The organism is Lacunisphaera limnophila, assembly GCF_001746835.1.
GTDB classification, from domain to species: domain Bacteria; phylum Verrucomicrobiota; class Verrucomicrobiia; order Opitutales; family Opitutaceae; genus Lacunisphaera; species Lacunisphaera limnophila.
In genome coordinates this window covers 1985659-2011042 of sequence record NZ_CP016094.1, presented here as the reverse complement: position 1 = coordinate 2011042, position 25384 = coordinate 1985659, and the positions used below count along the sequence as shown (strand labels likewise).

20 protein-coding genes are annotated in these 25384 nt (G+C 68.4%); 11 read left to right on the top strand and 9 right to left on the bottom strand.

Annotation, left to right across the window (positions count from 1 at the left end; all coding sequences use genetic code 11):
- The first annotated feature begins 27 nt into the window (after positions 1-27).
- The 3 genes from gyrA (at position 28) to Verru16B_RS08295 (ending at position 4654) form a co-directional block, all read left to right on the top strand.
- A complete protein-coding gene (gene gyrA / locus Verru16B_RS08305; RefSeq protein ID WP_069961847.1) occupies positions 28-2532 on the top strand; it encodes a DNA gyrase subunit A in 2505 nt (834 codons plus the stop codon).
- A 119-nt stretch (positions 2533-2651) separates the two neighbouring features.
- Positions 2652-4100, top strand: a complete 1449-nt coding sequence (locus Verru16B_RS08300) for a hybrid sensor histidine kinase/response regulator (RefSeq protein ID WP_069961846.1) — start codon at positions 2652-2654, stop codon at positions 4098-4100.
- 74 nt (positions 4101-4174) lie between these two features.
- Positions 4175-4654, top strand: coding sequence for a PTS sugar transporter subunit IIA (locus Verru16B_RS08295; RefSeq protein ID WP_069961845.1), 480 nt, complete (start codon positions 4175-4177; stop codon positions 4652-4654).
- Positions 4655-4796: 142 nt separating this feature from the next.
- On the opposite strand, the gene Verru16B_RS08290 is transcribed toward Verru16B_RS08295, so the two are convergent.
- On the bottom strand, positions 4797-6866 hold the full coding sequence (locus Verru16B_RS08290) for a S46 family peptidase (protein WP_069961844.1): 2070 nt from the start codon (positions 6864-6866) through the stop codon (positions 4797-4799).
- A 124-nt stretch (positions 6867-6990) separates the two neighbouring features.
- Between Verru16B_RS08290 and corA the strand changes: the two genes are divergently transcribed.
- From corA to Verru16B_RS08275, 3 genes are all read left to right on the top strand, one after another.
- A complete protein-coding gene (gene corA, locus Verru16B_RS08285; protein ID WP_069961843.1) occupies positions 6991-7962 on the top strand; it encodes a magnesium/cobalt transporter CorA in 972 nt (323 codons plus the stop codon).
- A 147-nt stretch (positions 7963-8109) separates the two neighbouring features.
- A complete protein-coding gene (locus Verru16B_RS08280) occupies positions 8110-9321 on the top strand; it encodes an MFS transporter (RefSeq protein WP_069961842.1) in 1212 nt (403 codons plus the stop codon).
- Positions 9322-9367: 46 nt separating this feature from the next.
- Positions 9368-10159, top strand: a complete 792-nt coding sequence (locus Verru16B_RS08275) for a WecB/TagA/CpsF family glycosyltransferase (RefSeq protein ID WP_069961841.1) — start codon at positions 9368-9370, stop codon at positions 10157-10159.
- Between the two features lie 58 nt (positions 10160-10217).
- On the opposite strand, the gene Verru16B_RS08270 is transcribed toward Verru16B_RS08275, so the two are convergent.
- Positions 10218-10883 carry a 3'-5' exonuclease gene (locus Verru16B_RS08270; protein WP_069961840.1) on the bottom strand — a complete coding sequence of 222 codons (666 nt, stop codon included), beginning with the start codon at positions 10881-10883 and terminating at the stop codon, positions 10218-10220.
- Positions 10884-10978: 95 nt separating this feature from the next.
- On the opposite strand from Verru16B_RS08270, the gene hisN reads away from it, so the two are divergent.
- Entirely contained in the window at positions 10979-11746 is a 768-nt protein-coding gene (gene hisN, locus Verru16B_RS08265; protein ID WP_069961839.1) for a histidinol-phosphatase, read from the top strand.
- 124 nt (positions 11747-11870) lie between these two features.
- On the opposite strand, the gene queF is transcribed toward hisN, so the two are convergent.
- The 3 genes from queF to Verru16B_RS08250 form a co-directional block, all read right to left on the bottom strand.
- Positions 11871-12224 carry a preQ(1) synthase gene (gene queF / locus Verru16B_RS08260; protein ID WP_069961838.1) on the bottom strand — a complete coding sequence of 118 codons (354 nt, stop codon included), beginning with the start codon at positions 12222-12224 and terminating at the stop codon, positions 11871-11873.
- Between the two features lie 97 nt (positions 12225-12321).
- On the bottom strand, positions 12322-13905 hold the full coding sequence (gene rny, locus Verru16B_RS08255) for a ribonuclease Y (RefSeq protein WP_069961837.1): 1584 nt from the start codon (positions 13903-13905) through the stop codon (positions 12322-12324).
- 61 nt (positions 13906-13966) lie between these two features.
- Positions 13967-15676, bottom strand: coding sequence for an exosortase/archaeosortase family protein (locus Verru16B_RS08250; RefSeq protein ID WP_069961836.1), 1710 nt, complete (start codon positions 15674-15676; stop codon positions 13967-13969).
- 615 nt (positions 15677-16291) lie between these two features.
- On the opposite strand from Verru16B_RS08250, the gene Verru16B_RS19220 reads away from it, so the two are divergent.
- Complete coding sequence (locus tag Verru16B_RS19220; protein ID WP_083270210.1) at positions 16292-16825, top strand: glycosyltransferase; 534 nt, start codon at positions 16292-16294, stop codon at positions 16823-16825.
- On the opposite strand, the gene Verru16B_RS18120 is transcribed toward Verru16B_RS19220, so the two are convergent.
- Together Verru16B_RS18120 and Verru16B_RS08235 are read right to left on the bottom strand one after the other, a co-directional pair.
- On the bottom strand, positions 16822-17997 hold the full coding sequence (locus tag Verru16B_RS18120; RefSeq protein WP_069961834.1) for a glycosyltransferase family 4 protein: 1176 nt from the start codon (positions 17995-17997) through the stop codon (positions 16822-16824). The genes Verru16B_RS19220 and Verru16B_RS18120 overlap by 4 nt on opposite strands.
- A complete protein-coding gene (locus Verru16B_RS08235) occupies positions 17994-19091 on the bottom strand; it encodes a glycosyltransferase family 4 protein (protein ID WP_157772344.1) in 1098 nt (365 codons plus the stop codon). Before Verru16B_RS08235 ends, Verru16B_RS18120 begins: the two co-directional genes overlap by 4 nt.
- Positions 19092-19201: 110 nt before the next feature.
- On the opposite strand from Verru16B_RS08235, the gene Verru16B_RS08230 reads away from it, so the two are divergent.
- Complete coding sequence (locus tag Verru16B_RS08230; protein ID WP_069961832.1) at positions 19202-20503, top strand: polysaccharide biosynthesis protein; 1302 nt, start codon at positions 19202-19204, stop codon at positions 20501-20503.
- On the opposite strand, the gene Verru16B_RS08225 is transcribed toward Verru16B_RS08230, so the two are convergent.
- Positions 20445-21422 carry a glycosyltransferase family 2 protein gene (locus Verru16B_RS08225; protein WP_069961831.1) on the bottom strand — a complete coding sequence of 326 codons (978 nt, stop codon included), beginning with the start codon at positions 21420-21422 and terminating at the stop codon, positions 20445-20447. The two genes, Verru16B_RS08230 and Verru16B_RS08225, sit on opposite strands and share 59 nt — an antisense overlap.
- A 4-nt stretch (positions 21423-21426) precedes the next feature.
- Positions 21427-22413: a glycosyltransferase family 2 protein gene (locus Verru16B_RS08220; protein ID WP_069961830.1), complete on the bottom strand. Its 987-nt coding sequence runs from the start codon at positions 22411-22413 to the stop codon at positions 21427-21429.
- 114 nt (positions 22414-22527) lie between these two features.
- Between Verru16B_RS08220 and Verru16B_RS08215 the strand changes: the two genes are divergently transcribed.
- Both Verru16B_RS08215 and rodA read left to right on the top strand, forming a co-directional pair.
- Positions 22528-23979: an O-antigen ligase family protein gene (locus Verru16B_RS08215; RefSeq protein ID WP_069961829.1), complete on the top strand. Its 1452-nt coding sequence runs from the start codon at positions 22528-22530 to the stop codon at positions 23977-23979.
- A gap of 91 nt (positions 23980-24070) precedes the next feature.
- On the top strand, positions 24071-25297 hold the full coding sequence (gene rodA, locus Verru16B_RS08210) for a rod shape-determining protein RodA (protein WP_237023488.1): 1227 nt from the start codon (positions 24071-24073) through the stop codon (positions 25295-25297).
- The last annotated feature ends 87 nt before the right edge of the window (positions 25298-25384 follow it).

Here is a 25384-nt window from a genome sequence, read left to right as displayed (position 1 = left end):
TCACTTTTACCGCCCTTCGCCCCCCACGTGTACACTGCGAACGAAAAACTCTCGTCGGCCAATATCACCGACATCATGCAGACGGCCTACATCGACTATTCGATGTCGGTCATCATCTCGCGCGCCCTGCCCGATGCCCGTGACGGCCTCAAGCCCGTCCAGCGCCGCATCCTCTACGCGATGCTCCGCGAGGGCCTGCTCCACAACCGCTCTTTCGACAAGTGCGCCGGTGTCGTCGGCGAGGTGCTGAAGAACTACCACCCCCACGGCGACTCCTCCGTCTACGACACCCTCGTCCGCCTCGCCCAGTCCTGGGTCATGCGCTACCCGCTTATCGACCCCCAAGGCAACTTCGGCTCCGTCGACGGCGATCCGCCGGCCGCCTACCGCTACACCGAAGCCCGCCTCAAGGACGTCGCCGAGGAACTCCTCAAGGACATCGAGGAGGACACCGTCGACTTCGCGCCCAATTACAAGGAGTCCACCACCGAGCCGACCGTCCTCCCGTCCGCCCTGCCGAACCTCCTGATGAACGGCTCGACCGGCATCGCCGTCGGCATGACCACCAACATCCCGCCGCACAACCTCGGCGAGATCATCACCGCCGCCTGCGCCATCATCGACCGCCCCTCCATCAGCGTCGATGAGCTCTGCACGTACATCCCCGGCCCGGACTTCCCCACCGGCGGCTACATCAACGGCCGCGCCGGCATCCGCTCCTACCTCACCACCGGCCGCGGCATCGTCCGCACCCGCGGCAAGGCCCACACCGAGGAACTCAAGGGCGGCGGAGAGCAGATCGTCATCACCGAGATCCCCTACAACGTGAACCGCGCGACGCTCGTGCTCCGCATCGCCGAGCTCGTCCGCGAGAAGGAGATCGACGGCATCCGCGACCTCCGCGACGAGTCCGACGAGAACACCCGCATCGTCATCGAGCTCAAGCGTGGTGAGCAGGCCCAGATCGTCATCAACCAGCTCTACCAAAAGACCGCCCTCGAGTCCTCCTTTGGCGTCATCCTGCTGGCCCTCGACAAGAAGCGGCCGAAGCAGATGAACATCAAGGAACTCCTGGAGTGCTACATCGACCACCGGCGCGATGTCATCACCCGGCGCACCCAGTTCCGCCTCGCCCAGGCCAAGGCCCGCGCCCACATCCTCGAGGGCTACATCATCGCCCTCGATAACCTGGATGACTTCGTGAAGATCATCCGCGCCTCCAAGGATAAGGAGGAGGCCAAGCAGAAGCTGATGGCGAAGTACCCGCTGTCCGAGATCCAGACCAACGCCATCCTCGAGCTGCGCCTCTACCAGCTCACCGGCCTCGAGCGCGGCAAGATCGAGGCCGAGTACCTCGAGCTCATGAAGCTCATCGAGGAACTTCAGGGCATCCTCGACTCCGAGGCCAAGCTCCTCGCGCTGATCAAGAAGGAGCTCCTCGAGCTGAAGGACAAATACGCCTCCCCCCGCCGCACCGAGATCATCGACGCCGAGGGCGAGCTCCGCATGGAGGACGTCATCCCCAACGAGGGCTGCGTCATCACCGTCTCCCACCTCGGCTTCATCAAGCGCACCCCCGTCGCCGCCTACCGCGCCCAGAAGCGCGGCGGCAAGGGCGTCATCGGCGCCGAGACCTACGACGAGGATTTCGCTGAGCACCTCTTCACCGCGAGCACCCACGACTACATCCTCTTCCTCACCAGCATTGGCCAGTGCCATGCGAAGAAGGTCTACGATGTCCCCGAGGGCACCCGCACCGCCAAGGGCAAGTCCGTCTCCTCCTTTCTCCGCCTCGCGGAGGGCGAGAAGATCGCCGCCATGATCTGCGTGAAGGACTTCGCCGCCGACCGCTACCTCGTGATGGCCACCAAGAGCGGCGTCATCAAGAAGAGTTCCCTCGCCGACTACGCCAACTGCACCCGCGACGGCGGCCTCATCGGCATCAACCTCGCCGAGGGCGACACCGTCATCGGCACCGTCCTCACCACCGGCGACAACGAGCTCATCCTCGTCTCCCACCAGGGCCTCGCCGTCCGCTTCCGCGAGCGCGACGCCGACACCGGCGAGGAGCTCTTCCGCGCCACCGGCCGCGCCACCGGCGGCGTCACCGGCATGCGATTCAAGCTCGCCAGCGACCACCTCGACGTCATCGAGGTCGTCGACCACTCCGCCAAGTTCCTCGTCGCCAGCGAGGCCGGCCTCGGCGTCCGCACCCGGTTTGAGGACTACCGCCTCATCAACCGCGGCGGCTCCGGCGTCTGGGCCATCGACCTCCCCGAGGACGGCTCGATCAAGCTCGCCGGCGCCCTCAGCATCAAGGACACCGATGAGATCATGCTCCTCACGGCCAAGGGCCAGAGCGTGCGCTGCCCGGTGAACACGATCCGCGAGGTCAACCGCGGCGGCAAGGGCGTGCGTCTGGTCACCCTCGCCGAGGGCGACAAGCTCCTCAGCGTCGCCCGTATCGTCGAGACCGACGAGGAGCAGGCCGCCCACAGCACCCCGCCCATCGAGCCCCCGGCCACTCCCTAAGGTGGAACCCGCGCACCGCGCGGGTTTCCCCCCGGCGCGTCCCTCCCCGGGACGCGCCTTTTTTGCCCCCATTTTGTCCCTGCAAACGGCCCGAAACCGGCGATAGTCCCGTCTAGCCCATGCCCGCGTCCCCCTCAACCATCGCGACCATCCGTCCCTGGCGTGAGGCCATTCTCGCCGGCCTGGCGGTGCTGCTGGTTTCCTGCATCGGCCTGGCCCTCGTGTATCATTTCTCCCGTCAGGCCCTGATCGACGCCGTGCGCGATGAGCTGGCCGCCCTCGCCCGCTCGGTCGCCGCCCAGATCGACGGCGATCTGCACCGCACGCTAACCTCCCCGGCCCAGCAGGGCTCTCCCGCCCATCGCCAGGTGCTCGCGCCCATGGTCGCCTTCCATCGCGCCAACCCGGACCTTTTTTATGTCTACACCGCCATCCTGCGGGATGACCGGATATTCGTGGTCACGGGCACCGACCAAGCCGCGCCCGACCCGCGCGCCCCGCACCCGCCGGACCCGATCATGACGCCTTACGCGGGGGATGACCCGGATTTCCTTCGGGCGCTCCGCGAACAACAGGTGCTGACGAACACCCAGCCCGTGACCGACGATCAAGGCACCTTCATGAGCGGCTTCGCCCCGTTCTACGACGCCCAGGGCGCCTGTGTTGGGGTGGCTGGCGTGGACCTGGAGCTGAGTGATTTCATCGCCCGGCTCGCCCGTGTCCGTCACGCCGCCTACGCCGCCCTGGCCTGCGTCACGGCCTTGTCCTTTGCTGCGGGCTTCGTCGTCTGGCGGCTCCGCCGCGCCGCCGCCGCCGCCGCTCACCGCGACGCCCGTCGCACCGAGGATCTCCGCCGCGCCAAGGAACTGGCCGAAGCCGCCGACCGCGCCAAAAGCGCCTTCCTCGCCGTCATGAGCCACGAGATCCGCACCCCGATGAACGGCGTCCTCGGGATGTCGGATCTCCTGCAATCCACCCCGCTGGACGACCAGCAGAAGGAGTTCCTGCAGATCATCCGGAGCAGTGGCGACACCCTGCTGCGGATCATCGACGACATCCTCGACTACTCGAAGATCGAGGCCGGACGCATTGACTTGGAGCGGCTGACCTTCCCGCTGCGGCCCCTGGTCGAGGAGACCCTCGCCCTGCTGCGGCCCCGCGCCGAGCAGAAGTCGCTGGCGTTGGTCTGCACATTCGAGCCCGGCACCCCGGAGCAATTCACCGCGGATCCCACCCGGCTGCGCCAGATCCTGATGAACCTCGTCGGCAATGCCCTCAAGTTCACCGCCAAGGGTCAGGTGACCCTCGTGCTCACCCCCGCGCCGGCCGGTCTCACCTTCGCGGTGCACGACACCGGCATCGGCATCCCCGCCGACCGCCTCGGCCAGCTCTTCCAGCCCTTCATGCAGGCGGATTCCTCGACCACCCGCCGGTTCGGCGGCACCGGCCTGGGTCTCGCCATCAGCCGCCGGCTGGTCGAACGCATGGGCGGCCAACTGGAGGTTGAGAGCACGGAGGGCCGCGGGTCCCGCTTCCACTTCACCCTGCCCTCCCGCCCTCCCGCCTGAGTTCCCGTCCCCGATCGTCTCACTCCGTCCTTGCGTTCGCCGGGGGCCGTGAATCTCTTTTTCGTCTGTCGACCATGGCCACCCGTCTTTCCAGTCTGCTTTCGCCCGAGCGCATCATTCTTTCGCTGCAAAGCACCAAGCGCACCGCGGCCCTCCAGGAAACCGCCAAGCTCCTCGAAGCCGATCCGAACGTCGCCAATTTCCAGGGTTTCTACAACGAACTCCTCGCCCGGGAGCGCCTCGACACCACCTGCCTGGGCAACGAGGTCGCCCTGCCCCATGCCCGCACCGAGCACGTGAAGAAGATCGTCCTGGCCGTCGGCCGGAGCACGCAGGGCGTCCTTTTCGAGAACTCGAACCAGAACGTGAAGCTCATGTTCGTCCTCGGCACGCCGAAGAACAATCCCACCGACTACCTCATCCTCGTCGGCGCGCTCTGCCGCCTGATCAAGGATGAGTCCAGCCGCACCGCCCTGCTCGCCGCCCCGACCCCCGAGGCCTTCATCGCCACCGTGCTCGACCTCGAGAGCAAAATTCTCGGCCCGGCCAAGTAACCGCTCCCGGCCCCGACTGGGTGGAACCCGCGCTCCGCGCGGGTTTTTTCTTTTGCCGGGCCCCGCTCCCCACCCGGACCCTCTGAAGAATGAAAAAGGCGGGGTCAATGACCCCGCCTTCATCAATCAGGAATCGTAAACCTTACTTCGTCCCGAGGATCTCGGCCACGAGTTCGTCCGCCCCGTAGACGGTGCGCATCGCCTCAAGGATGCCCCGCACGTCCACCGAGACCGAGCGCGCCACCGTGTCCGAATACGCGTAGTTCCACACGAGCGAGTGGATGTTGCCGTCGAACAGGATGCCCACGAACTCGCCGTTCCGGTTCAGCGTCGGGCTGCCCGAATTGCCGCCGATGGAGTAGCTCGTGTGGATGAAGTTGAACGGCGTGTCGCCCTTGAACCGGTCCTTCGCCGCCAGCCAGGTGGCCGGCAGGTTGAAGGGCGGCACGTTGTTCCGCTCCGTGGCCCGGACGAAGGTGCCGGCGATGTCCGTGTATGCGGGGATGTCCACGCCGTCCTGCTGCAGCCCCTTGACCGTGCCGTAGGCGAGGCGGAGCGTGAAGGTGGCGTCGGGTGAGACCTTGTCCCCATCCTTGGCGTACCGCACCCGGGCGATGCGGGCGTGGGCCTGTTGCTTCACCTCGGCCTGCGCCTCGATGACCTTGCGGCCCGCCCGGGCCTCCGCATCCACCGCGCGGGCCAGCGCCAGCATCGGATCATCGACCTGCGCCAGCTCCTCGGGCGACATGGCGTAAAGTTTCTTCCGGAAGGCGAGGTCATGGATCTTGGACCCCGTGACCAGCTCGGCCGCCCGCACCGCCGGCGCCTTGCCGCCCAGCGCGGCCTGCACCACCGGGTCCTTGGCCCCCAGCTCCATGGCGATGTATTCCAGGTAATTCTTGATCTTCAGGATTTCGAAATCCTCGTAGACCGGCTCTTCCGAGAAGAGCGCCAGCTCGAATTCGGTCCGGGCTGAGTCGCGGAATTCCCGCAGGCGCTCGCCGTTGGGCAGTGCGCGCTCGGTCGCGGCCCGCAGGAGCGAGCGCGCCTTGCCGAAAAGGTCGGAGTTGAAGGCATAGGCCTCCAGCAGGTTGTGGCGCAGTGCCTGCCGGGCGATGACCAGCTGCGCAGCGGTGATCTTGTCCCATGCATCCGTGGCCCCCAGCTCCGGGTGGTCGGCGGCGAAGGTCTTCAGCGCGGCCTCCTCGGCCTCCTTGGCCGCAATCAGGACGGGGTCCAGCAGTCCGGAGATCCGACCGTCATAGACCTTGCGCGAGTTCGCGATGGTGAAGACCTCGTCCTTCGCGCGGCGGGCGTTCTCCTCGCTGCGCGCGCTGTAACTGAGCAGCAGCACCTCGCGGTTCTTGAGGTAGCGCATGACGTTCGGCACCTGGATGTCGCGGGCATACTCCAGCTCGGCCATGGTGATGAGCCGCTGCGTCGAGCCGGGATGCCCGGTGATGAACACCAGCTCGCCGGCCGTGGTGCCGGCGGGGTTCCACTTCAGGTAATGCTCCACCTTCACCGGTGCGTCGTTCTCATAGACGCGAAAGAGCGTCACATCGAGGTTGTAGCGCGGGAACTCGAAATTGTCCGGGTCGCCGCCGAAAAACGCCGCCTGCTGCTCGGGCGCCCAGACCAGGCGGACGTCCGTGTAGCGCTTGTAACGGTAGAGGTGGTACTGGCCGCCCTGGTAGAGCGTCACGACGTCGCTGCGCAGGCCGCTCTGCTCGAGCGACTCCTTCTCGATCTCCGCCATGATCGACCGGCGCGCCACGTTGGCCTCGGCCGGCGCCAGGTCGGGCTTCACCGCCGCGTTGACGCGCGCGGTGACATCCTCGATCGACATCAGCACGTTCAGCTCCAGGTCCGTGCACTTCAGCTCCTCGGCCCGGGACTTCGCATGGTAGCCGTCCTCAAGGTAATTGTGACCGGTGCTGCTCAGCTTGTAGATCGCATCGGACGCCACGTGGTGGTTCGTGATTACCAGGCCGTCCGCCGAGGCGAACGAGCCGGAGCCGCCGTTGTTCATGCGGACCGAGGCCTTCTGGACATGCTCCAGCCAGGCCGGCGTCGGCTCGAAGCCGTACTTCGCCTTCAGGTCCTGCAAGGGCGGATTGGTGAGGAGCCACATGCCGTCATCCGCGCGGAGCACGGTGGCGAGCAGGAGGACGGCTATGAGGAGACGGGGTCGGGGGAAGGACAGGGTCATGGACGGATGATTGTTTGCCCCTACGCTTCACTTTTCGCCCCCGGCTGACAAACCCTTTCGCCATGCGTCCGCCCGCCGAAGCCGGGCTTGCCACCGCCCGGCGACGCCCCAGCATCACGCTTCCATGATCCACTCCTTCATCTTCAGCGAAGGCAAGCTGGTCGGTCGCGACCTGGAGCTCGAAGCCCTCCGCCTGGTGCAGGCCGACAAGGGTCTCATCGTCTGGGTTGATCTCGAGAACCCCACCGACGAGGAGATCAAGGCCGTGCTCGAGGGTCTCTTCCAGTTTCACCCGCTGGCCATCGAGGACTGCGTCACCCCCAGCCCGCTGCCCAAGATCGAGGATTACGAGGACTACCTCTTCATGGTCACGCACGCCGTGGACTACAACCGCACGGACAAGTTCGCGACCACCGAGCTCGACCTCTTCCTCGGCAAGGAATTCCTCGTCACCTTCCACCGCACCGCGCTCCGCTCCGTCAGCGCCCTCACCGAGCGCCTCGCCAAGAACGTCGGCCCCGGCCCGCGCGGCCCCGATCGCCTCGCCCACACCCTTCTCGACCTGCTCGTCGACAACTACACCCCCATGCTCGCCGAGCTGCACAACGAGCTGGAGGAGATCGAGGACATCGTGCTCACCCGCGACGCCGACAAGCAGTTTGTCAGCGAGTTGCTCCAGGTCCGCGGCGACTTCACCAAGCTGCGCCAGATCGTCCGCCCGCAGCGCGACATCATCGACCGGCTCGCCCGGGGCGACAGCAAGTTCATCCGCACGACCCTCCTGCCCTACTACCGCGACCTGCGCGACAACCTCACCCGCCTCGAGGAGACCGTGACCGGCTACCACGAGCGGCTGATGATGGGCTTCGACATCTACCTCAACAAGGCCGCGGGCGAGGCCAACGAGGGCATCAAGTTCCTCACCGCGCTCACCGCCATCACCCTCCCGGTCATGGTCATCGGCACCTGGTACGGCATGAACTTCGAGCACATGAAGGAGCTGCAAAGCCCCCATGGTTACCAGATCGCCACCGGCATCACCCTGTTCTCGACGGTGCTCACCGCCATCTACCTGAAGCGGAAGAAGTGGTTCTGATCCCGCGCCGCGGGATCATCGCGCCGTAGTCCCGCCTGGGGGATGTAGGCGGGTGCGCTGTCGGTTTCACCACCGCACTGTATCGCCCGCCCCGCACTGCCCGCTTGCCAGCCGTCGCCCTGCGGCAATCCTGCCCGCCGCCCTGCCATGAAAGAACTCCTCCGTGACCCGCGCATTCGGCGCCTGCTGCTGGCCAATATCACCGGCTCCATCGGCTCGGGCGTCACGCTGTTCGCCGTGCCATGGCTGCTCGTCCAGCAACCCGGGGGCAACGCCAGCTACGGCACGGTCACGCTCGTCACCACCGTGGTGCTGTTCCTCTTCATGCCCTACTACGGCGTGTGGGTGGACCACCATTCCCGCAAGACCATGCTGCTCGGCAGCGAACTCTTCGGCTTTGCCGCCATGGGCACGCTGGCGGCGGTCTGCGCCTTCTCGGGCGGTTACAACCTCGTCTCCCTCTGCGCCATCTACTTTTGCGGCATGCTCTACTACACGCTGCATTTCCCCGCCAAGTTCGCCTTTCTGCAACAGGTCTTCGACCGGTCCCAGTATCAGTCACTCATGGGCCTGATGGAAATCCAGGGCCAGACCGCGATGATGATCTCGGGTGGCCTCGGCGCCGTGCTGGTCGAGCACGTCAGCCTCTCCACCATCCTGCTGCTCGATGCTGGCACCTACCTGTTCAGCTTCGCGATCCAGTCGACGATCCCCTATCAAGCCACCCATCTCACGGCGGACGCCGCCCCGCGGACCTCGGCCTGGCGCGCGATAGGCGAGGGCTGGACCTGGCTCCGCGACCGGCCGCGCCTGACCGTCTTCTTCGCCGCCTCGCTCCTGCCCTTCATCGCCGTGATGGTCGGCAACTACCTTTTCCCGATCTACATCGCCCAGACCCTTGGCGCGGGTGCGTGGGTCTTCGGCGCGGGTGAGGTGGTTTTCGCCGCCGGCGCCATCCTCGCCGGCTTGAGCCTCCCGCGGCTCATCGCCACGCACTCGGCCCGGCAAACTGTCCCCTTCACCATCGCGGTGTTCGCCGCCGGCGCCGCCTTGCTCGTGCTGTTCCCGCAGGTCGGTGCCTACTTGGTCGCCGCCCTGCTGCTCGGCTACGGCAACGCCGGCAGCCGCGTCGCCCGCAGCGCGGCCATCCTGCATCTCGTGGACAACAAGGTCATGGGGCGCGTCGGTTCCTTCTTTCATGCCTATGACCGCGTCCTGCGCACCGTGCTGACCTCCGCCGTCATTGCGATCGTCGCCGCCGGCGGGCCCCGCCCCGCCTTCGCCCTGCTGCTCGCCCTCGTGCTGGTCGGCCTCGTCGCCGTGCTCCGGAGCCGCTCGGCCCTGCCACCCGCCGCTTGATCCGGTATTGCCGGGCCCCGGCCGGCCCCGCAGGCTCGGCTCAACCATGGGCTCCCCGCCGCGCTTCAACCTCCTCGGCACCGGCGTCTCCGCCCTGTCCTTGGCGGAGGCGTGCGACCTCGTGCTGACCGCCCGCGACCAGCGCGGCCTCGGCTACGTTTGCTGCGCCACCGCCTACAACGTCAACCTCGCCCGCACCCTGCCGGCATTGCGCGCCGCCTATCATCGCGCGTGGCTCACCACCCCCGACGGCATGCCGCTGGTCTGGCTGGGTCGCTGGCACGGCCATCGGTCCATCACCCGCGTGTACGGGCCGGACCTGCTCGCCGCCGTGTGCGACGCGGGCCGCGCCCGCGGCCTGAGGCATTTTTTTTATGGCGGTGATGAGGGCGTGGCCGCGCAGCTCCAGGAAAAACTGTGCGCCCGCTATCCGGGCCTGCAAGTGGTGGGCACCTGCACGCCGCCTTTCCGCGATCCAACCGCCGACGAGCTGGCCGCACTCCGCGCCCAGGCCGCCGCCACCCGGCCCGATGTGATCTGGGTGGGCCTCAGCTCGCCCAAGCAGGAATTGTTCATGGCCGCCCACGGCTCCACGCTTGATGCCGGCCTGCTCATCGGGGTCGGCGCGGCCTTCGATTTCCTCTCCGGCCGTGTGCCCCAGGCCCCCCGCTGGATGCAGCGCGCCGGCCTCGAGTGGCTCCACCGCCTCGCCACCGAGCCCCGCCGGCTCTGGCGCCGCTACCTGGTCCACAACCCGCTGTTTGTCCTCCGCACCTTGGCGCAGCTTACCGGGCTCAGGAAATATCCCCTGGAGATCGCGGAAACGCCGAAGAGCTGAAGCACGGATTGCGGTGTTCCGGATCTCCGCGCTTCCGCGGCTCCGCGATTTTCTGAACCTAGAACAGGTCGCCCTGCTGCAGCGCGTCGCGCTTCTCGCCGTCGAGCGTGCTCATCTGCAGCAACCACGGGATCGTCGCGGCCGACAGTTCCGGCCGGCGCAGCAAATGCAGCAGGAGCAACGCCCCGGCCAGGGCATCATAGAGCGCCGCATGGTAGCGCCGACGTTCCGGCGGGCAAAACCGCCGGGCCTCGGTCTCCAGTTCCACCTGCAAGCCGTTGCGGCGGACCAGATCCTCCAGCCGCACGGAGCCGAGCTGCGGGAAGCACTGCGGGTACAGCCGGCCGGTATCGATCCACGGGCCCCACTCGGTGGCCGTTTGCCCCGGGCGCGCGAAATCCGGCACCTCCCGCGGGTAGGGCCACACCTTGCGCAGCAGCGAATTCTCCACCGGCGCGAAATGCGCCGCGAGTGGCCCGGTCTCCCGCAGCCGGGCGAAGCGCTCCCACTCGGCCGCGAAATACGCCTCCGTCACCAGCCCGTCCGCGCTCAGCCCGTGCACCTGGGTTTCCTCCGCCGCGATGCGCCCGGTGGCCCGGCACAACCGCGTCTGCGTGTCGGCGATCGCCCCGCCCTGCAGCGTCACCACCCCGTATTCCAGGATACCCGAGGTCGCATTTCCCTCGAAATCGATGAAATGAATCGGTGTGGCGGCCCAGTGCATGGGTCTCCACGAAATACACGAAACCCACGAAATCACTTCTAAACGCGCCGGGATATTTTCGTGTGTTTGGGGTGTTTCATGGTTTCAAATCCTCCATGGACTTCGCCCCCTACCGCGCCTTCACCCTCGAGCTCGCCCGGGCCAGCGGCGACTTCATCCGGCCGCTTTTCGGACGGCGCGATCTGGCCGTCGACCTCAAGTCGGACGACTCTCCCGTCACGCTCGCTGACCGCGGCGCAGAGGAACTGATGCGCCGCCTGATCCGGACCAGGTTCCCCACCCACGGCATCCTCGGCGAGGAACTCGGACCGGAAAACACGGACGCTGAGTGGGTCTGGGTCCTCGACCCGATCGACGGCACCAAATCCTTCATCACCGGTGTACCGCTCTGGGGCACGCTCATCGGGTTGCTCCACCATGGCCAGCCCGTCCTCGGCTGCATCCATCAGCCCATCCTCGGCCAACTCGTGGTGGGCGATGGCGTGACCACGACCCTCAACGGCGCCCCCGTGCGCTGCCGTCCGACCACCCGCCTGGCCGAGGCCACCCTGCTGACCTGCGACTGGCTCACGCCCGCCCAGCATCAGGACGGCCCCGCCTTTGATCGACTGGCCCAATCCACCCGGCTTTGCCGCACTTGGGGCGACGCCTACGCCTACCTGCTGGTCGCCACCGGCTGGGCCGACCTGGCCGTCGATCCGATCATGAATCCCTGGGATCTGGCCGCCCTCGTGCCCGTCATCCGCGGCGCCGGCGGCGTCATCACCGACTGGTCCGGCGGCCCCGCCTATCCGGCGGCCTCCACCGTCGCGGCGGCCACGCCGGAACTGCACGCGGCCGCGCTGGCGCTGCTGAAAGCTTGATTGTAGGGCGGGGTCGCCGACGGAGGCTTGGCGGAGATGGCGCAGCAACACCGCCTCGTACGCGGCCTAGCCATCGAATAAAGGCGGGGTTCGCCGACCCCGCCCTAGAACCGGCCCGTTTTCCTCAACGCTTCTTCTTCCACTCGCAGGTCACGCGCGAGCTGAAGCCGCCGCGGGCCTTCCAGTTCGCGATGATCGTGAGGCTGCGCGGCTTCAGGGCAGCACCGATGTCGTCACAAATCTGGTTGGTCGCGCCCTCGAAGAAGATGCCCTTGTTGCGGTAGGCGTGGAAATAGAGCTTCAACGACTTCAGCTCGACGCAGGTCTTGTCCGCCACGTAGCGCACGGTGATGTCGGCGAAGTCCGGGTGCCCGGTCATCGGGCACAGCGAGGTGAACTCGTGGTGCGTGTGCTCGATGAGAAAGTCGCGCTTCGGCGCGGGATTGGGAAAGGTTTCGAGGATGCTTTTGTCGGCCATGGAAGAAAAAGGGATGAAGGATGAAGTAAGAATTAAGAAATGACCCGGAGGCAAGAATCAGAACCTTCTTAATTCTTCCTTCTTCCTTCTTAATTCCTCAGGTCGCCGTTTCGGTGTACCGCTGCTCCCGGATCACCGTGACCTTGATCGTGCTCGGGTAGTCCAGCTCCTGCTCGATCTTGAGCTTGAGGGTCTTGGCCAGGGCGTGGGCCTGGTCGTCGGTCACCACGCTGGGCTGCACCACGACGCGCACCTCGCGGCCGGCCTGGATGGCGAAGGCCTGCTGCACGCCCGGCAGCGTCATGGCCAGCCGCTCGAGCCGGCCGAGGCGCTCCAGGTAGTTGGTCATGGACTCCGCGCGCGCCCCGGGGCGCGAGGCCGAGATGGCGTCGGCGAGGATGACGAGGCCGGAGTAAACCGTCTCGGGCTTCACCTCCTCGTGGTGGGCGGCGACCGCGTTGATCACGATGGGCGTTTCGCCGTAGCGGCGGATGAAGTCGGCGCCGATCAGCGCATGGCTGCCCTCGTACTCGCCCTCGATCGACTTGCCGATGTCGTGCAGCAACCCGGCCCGCTTGGCCAGGTTGGGCTCGAGCCCCAGCTCGGAGGCCAGCATCGAGCAGAGCTGCGCGACCTCGATGGAGTGGTCGAGGACGTTCTGCGTGTAGGAAAAGCGGAAGCGGAGCTTGCCGAGCAGCTTGATGATCTCGGGGTGCAGCCCGGAGATCTTGAGCCGGTCCACGGCCTCCTCGCCGATCTGCGCGATGTGCAGGTCGAGCTCGGTGCGGGCGCGGGTCACGGACTCCTCGATGCTGGCCGGGTGGATGCGGCCGTCCTTCACCAGCGCCTCGAGCGCCAGCTTGGCCACTTCGCGCCGCACGGGATCAAAGGAGGAGATCAGCACCATCTGCGGCGACTCGTCGATGAGCAGCGTGGTGCCGGTGGAGGCCTCGAAGGATTTGATGTTGCGGCCCTCGCGGCCGATGATGCGGCCCTTCATTTCCTCCGTGGGCAGCTGCACGATCGTGGCGGTGATGTCGTTGTTCGGCTTGCTCGCCAGCCGCTGCATGGTCGCGACCAGGATGCGTTTGCCCTGCTGGACGAGGTCCTGCTCGGAACGCTCGAGCAGGTCCTTCCGCAGCGCCCTCAGCTCCTCCTGGCACTCAAAGGTGATTTCCTCGCGCAGCTGCTTGCGGATCTCCTCGCCGTCGAGCGAGGCGACGCCCTCGAGCCGCTTGCGCAGGCTCTTCGAGAGGTCGCGCATGGCGTCACGCGCCTGCTTGATGGCGCCGGCCTCGCGGGCCAGACGCTCCTGCCGCTGCTCCAGCTGGTAGTCGAGCAGGCCGAGCGACTCCTCGTGCGAGCGGATCTCGCGCAGCATCATCTCGATCTCGATCTTGCGGCGGTCGAGGTCCCGGTTGAGTTCGGCCTCGCGGTTGCGGATCTCCTCCTCGGCCTTGCTGATCATTTCCTGCGCGGAGACGGCCGCCTCACGTTTGGCCATGTCCTGGTGCGCCTGGGCCTTCTCACAGGCGAGCCGGCGGGTCTGCCGCAGGAGCAGCCAAACGGCGCCATACCCCGCGCCCAGGCCGGCCACCACCGCCAGGCCGAAAACCCACAGGGCGGTTTCGGCTTCGGCAGACTGGCTCAGTTGCTTGGCGGCGGCGATGACGGTCAGCATCACGTGAAGGACCACGGTAGGTCCGGGGACCGGCTTGGCAACACCGCAGACGGCGCAGGTTTTACAATCCCGCGGCCGGCACCGGGTCCTGGAACGCCGGCAAGGTGCCGTCGAGCACCGCCTGGATCCGTGCCAGCGCGGCGGGCTCGCCATCCGGAGCCAGGGTCTGGGCCACCACATAGGCCCAGCGATGTGCCTGGAGGTGCCGCAACCGGCCGAGCGAGGCATGCACCATCCGACCGCTGTTTGTGGCCACCACCTTGTCGGCCCCCACGAACCAGTAGGCAAAAAGCGCCGGCACCTTGACCTTTTCCCCGCGGGCCGTGGTGAACTCCCGCTCGATGCGCAACACCGTGGCCGGCACGGGGAGGTCCGGCGCATCCGGATGGCGGAACACATGCTCCAGCCGCCCGGTGATCGTCCACCCCTGCCCGACCAGGCACAGCTCCGGCCGGTGGATGGAGGAACGGTCACGCCCGCTCAGCACGATCGACAGGAACACCTGCACGCGGCGGTCGAGGAGGGAGATGTAATTCTTCCGCGAGTAACCGGTGTCCGGCGGCAGCAACTCGCGCTCGACGGCCGTGACTTCCGCCGTCTGTCCGGCCCAGTCGAGGCCGATGGCATCGGGCAGCGCCACCGGGTTGAGCCCGTCCGCCGCCAGCCGGATCCCCGTGCGCGGGCTCACCGGGATAGTGTTGAGCTTATGTGCCGCCAACCCAACGACCAATGCGGCGGCGATGACCACCCCGGCCACCAGCCCGGTTCCGCGAACAGTCGGTGGCGCATCGTCCCCTGTCACCGTCCGCCGGCCTTCGCCCGTCACGCCCACTGCCTGCCGTCTCCCGACTCCAGCCTCCGGCGATCCGATGCCGCGTCTTTCCAACAGCCACACCGTCCCCTGCACCAGACCGAGCACGATGACAAAAACCCCGAAGCCCATCACGTCGTGGGTCTTCACTCCCGCCGCCTGGCCCTGCCACTCGGCCATCACGATGATGGCCAGGATCCGGGCCACGTTGCCGACAAAGGCGAAGGGAAAACAGAGCAGGCCCACCAGCAACCGCACCGGCCAGGACCGGAAATTGAGATAGCCGAGCAGGAGTGACAGCGCCGCCAGCGCCATCAGGGAGCGCATGCCGCTGCACGCCGCGGCCACGTCGTACTGGTAGCCGCCCTCCGGCGACATGAGTTGCGTGCCGTTGCGGATCACATCGATGCCGATGAATTGCGCGAGCCGCCAGGCCACCTCGATGACCCCCAGCCGCATCTGAAACCCCACCGTGTCGAGCACGCTGAGCGGAATCGCGAAAACCATGAAGGCGACCGGAAAAACCGCCGCCCGCCCCCACCGCCGCCCGCCCGCCAGCGCGAGTACTCCCCAGAGAAACAGCAGGAGCCCAAAGATCGAGATTCGCGTCTGCTGCAGCGCATAACCCAGCAGGTGCACCGCCAGCCCACCGAGCATCGCCGCCGCCGGCAGCCAGCCGCGGCCCGGGTTGCTGGTCCCCTGTTCCTGGTCACATGCGCGCAGATTGCGCACCAACAACCACCCGCTCAGCGCCAGGATCAGCCACCCGTGCTCCGCTTCCGAGGCCTCGTTGGCCCACTGGTAGCCCCACCAATAAAACAGTGACGTCGTGTCGATGTAGCCGCGACTCGCATTGCCGAAAAACTGGAAAACCCCGAACCCGGCCAGCGCGCACGCCGCCGCGAAGATCCATCGGACCGGCGGGGATGCGGGGCTTTTTGCGGCTGGATTGCTCACCATCGGGCCGCATCATCCCGTGTCCCGCCGCGTTTCCAAGCCGAAGATGAAGCTCCTGGTCCTCGCCCAAATCCCCCCGCCCCTCCACGGGCAGAGCCTCATGGTGCAGACCCTGGTCACCGGCCTCCCCGCCCACGGCCTCGCCGTGCATCACATCAATCTCGGGCTGTCCCGCGACGCCGCCGACATCGGCCGCGCGCGACCGGGGAAGGTTTTCGCCCTGCTGACGGCCTGCCTCCGCACCGTCACTGCCCGCTTTCACGAGAACTGCGACACGCTCTATTATATACCGGCCCCGGGCAAACGCGGCGCCCTCTGGCGCGACTGGGTCGTCATGCTCCTCTGCCGTCCGTTCTTCAAGCGCCTCGTGCTGCACTGGCACGCGTCCGGCCTCGACCCCTGGCTCGCCACTGAAGCGACTGCCCTCGAACGCGGCCTCACCCGCCTGCTGCTCGGCCGCGCCGATCTCTCGATCGTGCTCGCGGACAGCCTGCGCGCCGATGCCGCCGCGCTGGCCCCGCGCCAGATCGCCGTCGTGCCTAACGGCATCACGGACCCCGGGGAAAATCCCGCGCCCCGCCCCGCCGGCCCGCCGTTTCAGGTCCTCTTCCTCGGCCTGTGCAGCGAGGAGAAAGGCCTGTTCGCCAGCGCCGCCGCCGTGCTCGCCGCCAACCGCGCCGCCCGCGCCCCGCGGCGCAACCGCGCTTCACGCTCGTTGCCGCCGGCTCGTTTCCGGACTTCGCCACCGGCCTCCGCTACGAGGAACTCTGCCAGCAACACCCCGCAGCCCTCCGCTACGTCGGCCCGGTGCAGGGCGCGGAAAAGACCGCCCTTTTCCACACCAGCCACGCCCTCTGCCTGCCCACGCGCTACCCGGCCGAGGGCCAGCCGCTCGTGCTGCTCGAGGCGCTGGCCCACGATCTGCCTGTCATCGCGTCCCGCTGGCGCGCCATCCCCGACACCCTCCCGCCGGAGTCCACGCTCATCGCGCCCGACGACCCGGACGCCTTGACGGCCGCGGTGCGCGCCCTCGCCCAAACTCCTCCGCCGGCCGGGACGTTGCGGCGTCATTTTCTCGCCCACTATACGACCGCGATCCATCTCCAGGCCCTGCACGCCGCCCTCACCTCCGTCGACCACCCACCGGCCTAGCGTCCCAAGGCGGCCGGCCAAACCCGCGTCAGCAAACCCAGCGGCAACCAGTCGGCCAACCGCCCCGGGCGGACACCGCCCGGCGGACGCGACAGCCGCGGTCCCGCCGTCACCGCTCGCACCAGGCGGGCGAACGCCTGCTCATACTCCTCCGGGCTGTGCGTGCGGGCCACGGCCTGCGCGCGCGACCGCATCGCCTCCAACTCCGCCGGCGGCGCGGCGCGTAGTTCCGCCAGCACCCGCGCGGCGGCCACTGCGTCGCCGGCGGGATAAAGACACCGGGGATCAACCAGCGGCGCACACTCGTCCCCGAGGCTGCCCCCGACCGCCGGATACAACGGGATCACTCCCGCCGCCATCGCCTCCAGCAGCACGATCGGGCCACCCTCGTGGTCGGTGAACGACACCGCCGCGTCCCAGTCCTGCATCCTTTTCCAATAATCGTCCCGGGTTTGCCAACCGAGAAACCGGATCGCCGGATCCGCCCCCAGTCTTTTTTCCAACCACGGCCGCAACGGCCCGTCGCTGATGATCTCCAGCCGGTGGCGTACCCCGAGCCGGCGCAGCTCCGCCACAAAAGGCACCAGCCGGTCCCACCGTTTCTGCGCCCGCACCAGCCGGCCGGCGCAACCGATCACCCATTCGTCCCGGGCAGGCCGGGTGGCACTCAACCCCGGCGGCGCCGCGATCGGTAGCGGCATCACCGCCACCCGCTCCGGCGGCAACTCCGGCAACCCCGCGCGGATCGACCGCGCGGCCGCTGCGCTCAGGCAGGTCACGCCGTCCACCCAGCCGGCCAGCCCGGGCAGCAGCGGCCCAAAATGAGTCACGCTGTCCTGCAGGCAGGCGATGCGTCGCGACGAACCATCCGCCGGGGCAAACCACGGCAGACCCCACGCATTGTGCCACGCGATCACGCTGCCCGCCCGGGCGGCGCAGGCCCGCGCCATGGCCGCCTGCATCCCGCGCGGTGTGCTGCGCCACGAAAAACCCTGCGTCGCATACGCGTCGTCCGTGGCCCCGCTCGTCCGGTCGAACAACGCGAGCTGCCGGGCGTCAAAACCCAGCGCGGCATCCGCCTGCGCGTGCCGCGCCAGCAGGGTCTCGACCCCGCCGGTGGTGCGGATCCACGGGGCCACATGCAGGAGCCGGACCGGCCCGCCACCGCTCATGCGCCGCTGACCTCGCGATAGATTTTTTCCCACTCCGCCGCCACCACCGGCGCGGTGAAACGGCGGAGATCCTCCGGCCGGGGGTGCACCTGCCGCAGGGCCGGGGTCTCCACCAGCGCCCTCAGGCAACCGGCCAGGGCCGCCGCATCCCCGCTCGCGAACAACCAGCCGTTTTCACCGGTCCGGATGAGGTCGCGGGCCCCGCCCGAATCAGCGGCGAGCACCGGCACCTCGGCCCCGAGCGCCTCCAGCATGGCCACCGAAAACGGCTCGTGGTCGGACGCCACCACCACCACATCCGCCTCGGCCAGGACCCCGGCGGACGACGGCTGCTCGCCACGCCACTCCACCAGCCCCTGCAGGTCCGCCGCCTCACTGCGCCGCCGCAGTTGCGCCGCGTAGGCCGCCGCATCCGCCGTGCCGTCCGCGGCGCCGATGTGCGTGAAGCGCAGGCGCGCTCGCACCGGCGCCGGCAACAACGCCAGCGCCGCCGTCACGAGATGCCAGTTTTTCCACCGCACCAACGCGCCGATCCCGACCAGGCGCACGGGCGCGGTCTCGTCCCGCGCGACCCGCGGCGCGGGGGTGGTCGGTCCCGCACAACCGGGCACGCAACCGGCCCAGGTTCCGTCGCCCACCCCGTAATAATCCTTCATGGCGGGGCTCAGCCAGCGCAGGCGCGCACCCAGCCGCCGGGCCGCCCAGCGGTAGAACCAGCGCTGCCGGCCGTAACAATGCACGCTCGCCACCACCCGCCGCTCTCCCATCTGGTCGAGCCACAACGCCACCAGCAGGCCCGCCCGCGAGTGCCCGTGAAAGACCCGCGCGGGATCCGCCCTCAGCCAGGCTTGCACCGCGCGGGCCGTGACCCGCGCCCGCCAGCCGTTGCCCGGCCCGATCAGCTCGCCAGCCAGCGCGGGAAAAAACTCGGCCCGCAGGGGCGGCATCCGCCGTTGCACCGCCCCGGGATTCATGCCGAGCACGCACCCGAACCTCCCGGCGGACGCCAACGCGTGCACCACGGAGACAATGCCGCCCCGGTCATCGTCGTAGCCGGTGTAATGCAGGATCTCCAACGGCGCAGGGGGCGTCACGCCGACACCAAAGCGCAACGCCCGTCCCCGGGGAAGCCCCAAAACCCGGCCCGGGGAAGCCCGGCTTGCAGCGCGCGCGTTATTCGCGAACATCCCGTCCACTACGCCCGATGCCCGGCCCGGCCCCCAGTTCCCGTCTCCGTCTCGTCCCCATCCTGCTGGCCCAGGGCATCGGCTTCGCCTGCGGCGTCGCCAGCATCGGGGTGAACTCCCATCTGCTGCCGCCCGCCACGCTCGGGCTCTACGGACTGTTTCTCAGCGTCGTGCCGATCGGGACCTGGGTCGTGCACGCGGGCCTCGCCAAGTTCGTCGGCCGGCACTGGGCCGCATCCCCCCGGCGCCCGCAACTCGCGCGCGAGGTCACCGCCGCCTGGGCCCGGCGCCTGCCGTGGCTGGCGGTACTCACCGCCGCGGCTTCCTGGTTCATGCCCGGCGGCTCGGTGGGCGAGACGCTCGTGATGGCCGGAGCGCTGTTCGCCGCCGCCTCGCTGCTCTCGCTGGGCCAGATGGCGCAGGCCGCGCTGCAGGCCATGCAGGCGCACTGGCGTGACTGTGCCGTGACGGTCGCGGGCTCCCTTACCCGCTCGTTCGGGCCGCCCCTGCTTTACGCCGCCCTCGGGGGCAGCCTCGCCCTGCTGTGGACGGGTTTCACCCTGCACGCGCTCGTGCTCGCCGCGGCGGGCGTCTGGATGCTCCGTCCCGAGTGGCAGCGGCCCGGCCCGGTCCCCGCCGGCCCGCCCGGGCTCACCGCCGTCTACGAGGGCCCGTTGTTCATCATCCTCGCCGCGGCCGGTTGGACCACGGGGGCGGTCAACCGCTGGCTGATCGCGTCGTTCTACGGCGAGACGGAAGCCGGTTATTTCACTCTCATGGGCGGCGCCGCCGGCGTGGTCACCTCCATGCTCGGCACCGTGATCATGCAGTACGCCCAGCCCGGTCTCTACGCCCGCGGCGACCGCGCGGCGGGCGAGGGCGCGCCGTTGGCGCGACAGGCGGATCGGCTGGCTCTCGGCTACGCGCTCGCGGCCGCCACGGCGCTCGCCGGCCTGCATGGCGCGGCCCCTTGGCTGGTCGGCTCGCTGATCAATCCGGCCTACGCCCCCGCCCTCTTTTGGATCGTGCCCGGCGGTGCCTTCACCATCGCGATCTTCACGGCCGTAATTTACCACGCCACGCTCCTCGCCGGTCTGCGGGAATCGGCCTGCGCCCGCGTCGACCTGACGACCTCCTTTGTCTTGGTCGGTGGCTGCGTACTGGGAGCGGTCCTCGGCCGGGGCGTCCTCGCCGGCTGGATGACCTTTGCGCCGGTCGTGACCTGGCTGCTCACCCGCACCCTCGCCCGTCAGGCGCTGTTCAGGCCGGCACCAGCCCCAGCGCCCGCACCGGACCGGTCAGGAACATCCGGCGGGTGAGCGACCGCTCCGCCGGCGGGGCCGCCCGCCAGGCCCGCACCGCGAGGCCCGCCGCGGCCACGGCGGCGGCCGGCGTGCGCTGCAAGGCGAGTGACCGGCGCGCCAGGTAGGCCGCCGGCACGGGGTAGCCCTCGACGAGGCAGCACGCGGCCACGCGCCGGCAGAATTCCGCCGGGGTCAACCCGTCCGCCATCGCGGCCAGCTCCGCCAGGTGCTCCGGCCGGCCCGCCCGGCGTCGCGCCGTGAGCAGGTTGATCATGGCGCGCGCCTGCTCGATGTTCGCGTGGTAGTGCTGCGTCGTCTGCGCCGGATACCAACGGTAGTCGAGCAGCACCTCGGGCAGCACTCCCAGACGCGCGCACTCGACGGCTCGCGCGTAGAAATCGAGCTCGCTGGTGAAGCGGAACGGGGGTCGGAACGGCAGCGCCTGAAACAAAGCCCGCCGGCCCATCGCCACCGGGTGGATCACCGGCGCCGCGTATTGCGCGTAGGCCCGGAAGCCTTCCGGCTGAGCCAGCGTGAAACAGCGGCCGGAAATCGGGCGGTCGTCCCCGTCGATCCGGTCGGCCAAGGCGGAGACGAGATCCAGCCCGGGATCCGCCCGCAGCGCCGCGAGCTGCCGTTCCAAGCGGTTGGGCCGGGAGAGATCGTCGTAGTCGGCGATGGCCACGAATTCGCCCCGGGCCGCGGCCACGCCGGCGTTCGCCGCCACGCCGATGCCGTCGTCCCGCGCCAGCCGCACCCAGCGCACGCGCGGATCCGCGGCGAGCGGGCCCAGCGACTCCGCCGGCAGACCGCACCCGTTGTCCACCAGCAGCAGTTCCAAGTCGCGCAGGGTCTGGTTCAGGATGCTCGCGATGGCCGGACGCAGGTGCCGGATGTCGCGGTGGAAAACCAGGATGACGGAAACGGCGGGCATGGCGTCAGAGCGGCCGGAGGCCGTGGGCCCGAACCGGGCCGGTGAAAAACATCCGGAGCAGTCGTGCGCGGTCGGCCGCCGGCCGGGCGAGGGCGCGGCACAGCATCCCGGTCGCCGCCCCGAGCACCGACCAACGGCGCTCCGCCGCCACCCGGCGCCGCGCGAGGAAGATCGCGAGTACGTCGAACCTCTCGGCGAGGGCCAGCCCGGCAAAGTGCCCGTAACAGATCGCCGCCGGCGGCGGCTCCGCGAGCCACGCGCGATGCGCGTCCAGCAATGCCCCGAAGTCCTCGGGCCGGCCCGCCCGCCGGCGCGCAGTGAGCAAGCGGATGAGGCAGGCGTTGAGGATCATCAGGTTTCTCCGGCTCAGGGTCACCTGCCCCGGATGCGTCCGGTAGTGCAGCAACGGCTCCGGCAGGCAGCGGCAGGGGTGTGACTCGATCACCCGGGCAAAGAAATCGTAGTCGGCGGACACCAGGAACTCCCCGCGCATCGGGAACCGCTCGAAGACGGCCCGCGGGCCCATCACCGTCGGGTTCGTGATGGGCAGGGAGTAGGCGGAGAAAATCCGCTCCTCGCGCTCCGAGGCCAGGGTGAACTGCGACCCGGTCACCGCGCCGGCTTCGTCGATGACCAGGGCATGGGTCGAGAGCAGGCCAAGGCCGGGCTCCGCCCGCAGCACCGCCACCTGCCGCTCCAGGCGGGTGGGCAGGGCGATGTCGTCGGAATCCATGTGGGCGAAGTACTCACCGCGGGCCTGCGCGCGGGCGGCATTGAGCGCCGCCGCCCCGCCCCGGTTCGTGTCGAAGGCGATGAGCCGGACCCGCGGATCCCGGCCGGCCTCACCCAACACGTCGCGTCCGCCCCCTGTGCCGTTGTCCACCAAGATCAATTCAAGGTCGCGCAGGGTCTGCCCCAGGATGCTCTCCACGGCCGGCCGCAGGAACGGCGTCACGCGATGGTAGGGCAGCAGGACCGATACGACGGGCATGGCGCGAGAATGTTGGGGCCGGGAAACTCGGCAAGCGCCACCTGCAGCGTTGCCAACCCGGAGGCGGCGGCCTTGGGTGTCGCGGTGGATCCCCGGTTACGCCAAACCCTCGTCATGCTGGCCGCCGCCGCGCTGGCGGCGTGGACCGGCATCGAACTGGCCGGGGGTAACTACCTCTGGCCGGGGTTGATCGCGGTGCTCGCGGTCGCCGCGATCCTGTCGCGGGTCCTGCAGCTGTCATTCGACATCATCCTGCTCGGGTTCGTGCTGTTCGGTTACCTCGTCGGCAACCGCGGCTTCGCGCAACTGATGCCCGTGCCGGGCCTGCCGCTCCTCCCGGCGGAAATCGCTCTCGGGGTCGCGACGGCGTGGCGGCTCATCGTGTGCGCCTTCACCCGCCGGCTGCCGTTCGAACGCGACACTCTGCACGGCCTGCTCTTCGCCTGGCTGGTGCTGGGCACCGCCCGCTTTGTGCTCGATTTCCCCGGCTACGGGATGCTCGCCGCCCGCGACTTCGCCCTGGTCTACTACGCGGTGTTCTTTTTCCTCACCGTGCACATCGCCCGCGACCCGCGGGCCCGCGCCTGGCTGCTCGGCTGCTTGGTGGCGGGGCTGCTCCTGCTGCCCGTCACCCTCTCGCTCTCCATCGCGTTGCCGGCGCTGTTCTACGATACGCTGACGTTGCACGGGTCGCCGGTCATCTTCTTCAAGGGCGACCTGGCCTACACCTTCATCGCGGTCACCGCCGTCACCCTGTTCCTGGGCACGCGCGGTCGCTGGCGGCAGCTGGCCTGGGTGGTCGCCACGCTGCTGGTGCTGACCGTCCTCAATAGCAACAACCGTTCCTCGCTGGCCGGCCTCCTCGTCGCAGCCGGCCTGTTGTTGGCCGCGGGACGCTGGTGGTTGCCCGCCTGGCTCACGGCCCTGGCCGTGGCCGCGTGCCTCGCCTTGTTCGCGCTGGCCACGCTGGGCAACAACCGCTGGGCCGAGGGCAAGCTGGCCGGCGCCAAGGACCGCATGCTCTCGCTCGTCGACCTGCAGGGCGCCAAGCGCTACGAGAGCGAGGAGAGCAGCTTCAAGGGGGCCAACAACCGCTTCCGCAAGGTCTGGTGGACGAATGTGCTCCAGGAAACCTGGAGCGAGGGACCCGTCTTCGGCCTCGGCTTCGGCCACGACCTGGCGGCCGGCTTCCTCCAGGAATATTACCCGGAAAGCGCGGCCGAGGAATTCACCGCCCGCAGCCCGCACAACGTCTTCCTCACGGTCTTCGGTCGCCTCGGCGTGGCCGGTCTGGTCGTCTGGCTGTCCATCTGCGCCCTCCTGCTCGTCCGCACCTGGCGGTCCCTGCGCCGCGACGGCGCCAGCCTCGACTGGGGCCTGTGGTGCGGCCTGTGGATCATTCTCGTCAGCGCCACGTTCGGCGTCGTGCTGGAGGGGCCGATGGGCGCGGTGCCCTTCTGGATCATGCTCGGCCTCGTCGCCGCGCCATCGCCCGCCGAACCCGCCCCCGCGTCCCTCGACACCACCCCCACGCAGGAACCCGTCGAGGCCCTCACGACTGCCTAAGCCTCTCCGCCATCTGTCCTCTGATCTCCCGCCCCTTGATCCTTGTTACTTGTTACCGGCGGCTTCCGCCCTTTTAGTGCCGTCCTCACCCGTGAAATTCCTGCGCAACCTCGACCTGGCCAGCTTCTTCAAGCTCACCACCCGCGAGCGTTTCGACCGGATCACCCCGGTTTGCATCGTCCTGCTCAGCCTGTTCGGGGTGTTCTTCATCTACAGCGCCCAGTTCGCCCGCGACGGCACCCAGTGGCGGCAACAACTCCTCTACCTCGCCCTGGGGTCCATCCTCTACCTCGCGACCTCCCTCCTGGATTACCGGATCTGGCTCCGCTACGCCCACTGGGTTTACCTCGCCGGCATCGTCCTGCTGGTCCTCGTCCTCATCCCCGGCATCGGCACCACCCACGGCATGGGCGCCCGGCGCTGGATCGATATCGGCGTGGCCTTCCAACCCTCTGAATTTGCGAAGGTTTCGGTGCTTTTCATCACCGCCGCCCTCCTCACCGGCTCCAAACTCGGCTCCGTCGCCGACTCCCTGCAGGTGCTGATCAAATTGGCCCTTGCCGTGGGTTTGCCCATGCTGTTGATCATTGCGGAACCCGACCTCGGCAGTGCTCTCGTGATTGCTCCGATGGTCTTTGCCATGTTGTTCGTCTCCAACCTCTCGCTGCGTTTCTTTGCCGGGGCCTTGGGCGTGTTTGCCCTGCTGGTCGGCATCGTCGCGCTCGATGTGTGGCGCTACGCCAATTACATGGACGAAAACAAGTTGCACTACTTCCGCGACCGCGGCGCCTACGAGTCCCACTCGTGGCTGCCCCTCCGGGACTACCAGCGCAACCGGGTCCTCGCCTTCGCCCTGCCCGACAAGATCGACCCGACCGGCATCGGCTGGAACAGCCGCCAGTCGCTCATCTCCGTCGGCTCCGGCGGCCTCATCGGCAAGGGCTGGACCGAGGGCACTCAGGCCAAGCTCGGCTACCTGCCGCCCGCCGTGGCGCACAACGACTTCATTTTCTCCGTCATCGCGGAGGAAAAAGGATTTTTGGGAAGCATCACCGTCGTCGGTCTGTTTGGCGTGGTGTTGTGGAACGGACTGCGGATCGCCGGCCTCGCCCGCGACCGCTTCGGCGCCTTACTGGCGCTGGGCGTCACGGCGCTCCTGGCCGTGCACGTGTTCGTGAACATCGCCATGACCATCGGGCTGGTGCCGGTGAAAGGTATACCGCTTCCATTTATCAGCTACGGCGGCACCTTCGTGCTCAGCTGCTGCTTGCTGCAAGGACTGGTCCAAAGCGTCTATCGTTTCCGGAGGGACACCTGACATGTGCTGCCCACCCCGCGATATTGACCGCTCTGCCGGAATCTCCTGCGCGCCGCATGCCCGCACCTGGTGCCCTGCCGACAACAC

Coding starts and splice junctions, on each gene's coding strand:
- Verru16B_RS08300 (WP_069961846.1), top strand. CDS start 2,652: ATGCCCGCGTCCCCCTCAACCATCGCGACCATCCGTCCCTGGCGTGAG.
- Verru16B_RS08295 (WP_069961845.1), top strand. CDS start 4,175: ATGGCCACCCGTCTTTCCAGTCTGCTTTCGCCCGAGCGCATCATTCTT.
- Verru16B_RS08290 (WP_069961844.1), bottom strand. CDS start 6,866: ATGACCCTGTCCTTCCCCCGACCCCGTCTCCTCATAGCCGTCCTCCTG.
- corA (WP_069961843.1), top strand. CDS start 6,991: ATGATCCACTCCTTCATCTTCAGCGAAGGCAAGCTGGTCGGTCGCGAC.
- Verru16B_RS08280 (WP_069961842.1), top strand. CDS start 8,110: ATGAAAGAACTCCTCCGTGACCCGCGCATTCGGCGCCTGCTGCTGGCC.
- Verru16B_RS08275 (WP_069961841.1), top strand. CDS start 9,368: ATGGGCTCCCCGCCGCGCTTCAACCTCCTCGGCACCGGCGTCTCCGCC.
- Verru16B_RS08270 (WP_069961840.1), bottom strand. CDS start 10,883: ATGCACTGGGCCGCCACACCGATTCATTTCATCGATTTCGAGGGAAAT.
- hisN (WP_069961839.1), top strand. CDS start 10,979: ATGGACTTCGCCCCCTACCGCGCCTTCACCCTCGAGCTCGCCCGGGCC.
- queF (WP_069961838.1), bottom strand. CDS start 12,224: ATGGCCGACAAAAGCATCCTCGAAACCTTTCCCAATCCCGCGCCGAAG.
- rny (WP_069961837.1), bottom strand. CDS start 13,905: ATGCTGACCGTCATCGCCGCCGCCAAGCAACTGAGCCAGTCTGCCGAA.
- Verru16B_RS08250 (WP_069961836.1), bottom strand. CDS start 15,676: ATGGTGAGCAATCCAGCCGCAAAAAGCCCCGCATCCCCGCCGGTCCGA.
- Verru16B_RS18120 (WP_069961834.1), bottom strand. CDS start 17,997: ATGAGCGGTGGCGGGCCGGTCCGGCTCCTGCATGTGGCCCCGTGGATC.
- Verru16B_RS08230 (WP_069961832.1), top strand. CDS start 19,202: ATGCCCGGCCCGGCCCCCAGTTCCCGTCTCCGTCTCGTCCCCATCCTG.
- Verru16B_RS08225 (WP_069961831.1), bottom strand. CDS start 21,422: ATGCCCGCCGTTTCCGTCATCCTGGTTTTCCACCGCGACATCCGGCAC.
- Verru16B_RS08220 (WP_069961830.1), bottom strand. CDS start 22,413: ATGCCCGTCGTATCGGTCCTGCTGCCCTACCATCGCGTGACGCCGTTC.
- Verru16B_RS08215 (WP_069961829.1), top strand. CDS start 22,528: ATGCTGGCCGCCGCCGCGCTGGCGGCGTGGACCGGCATCGAACTGGCC.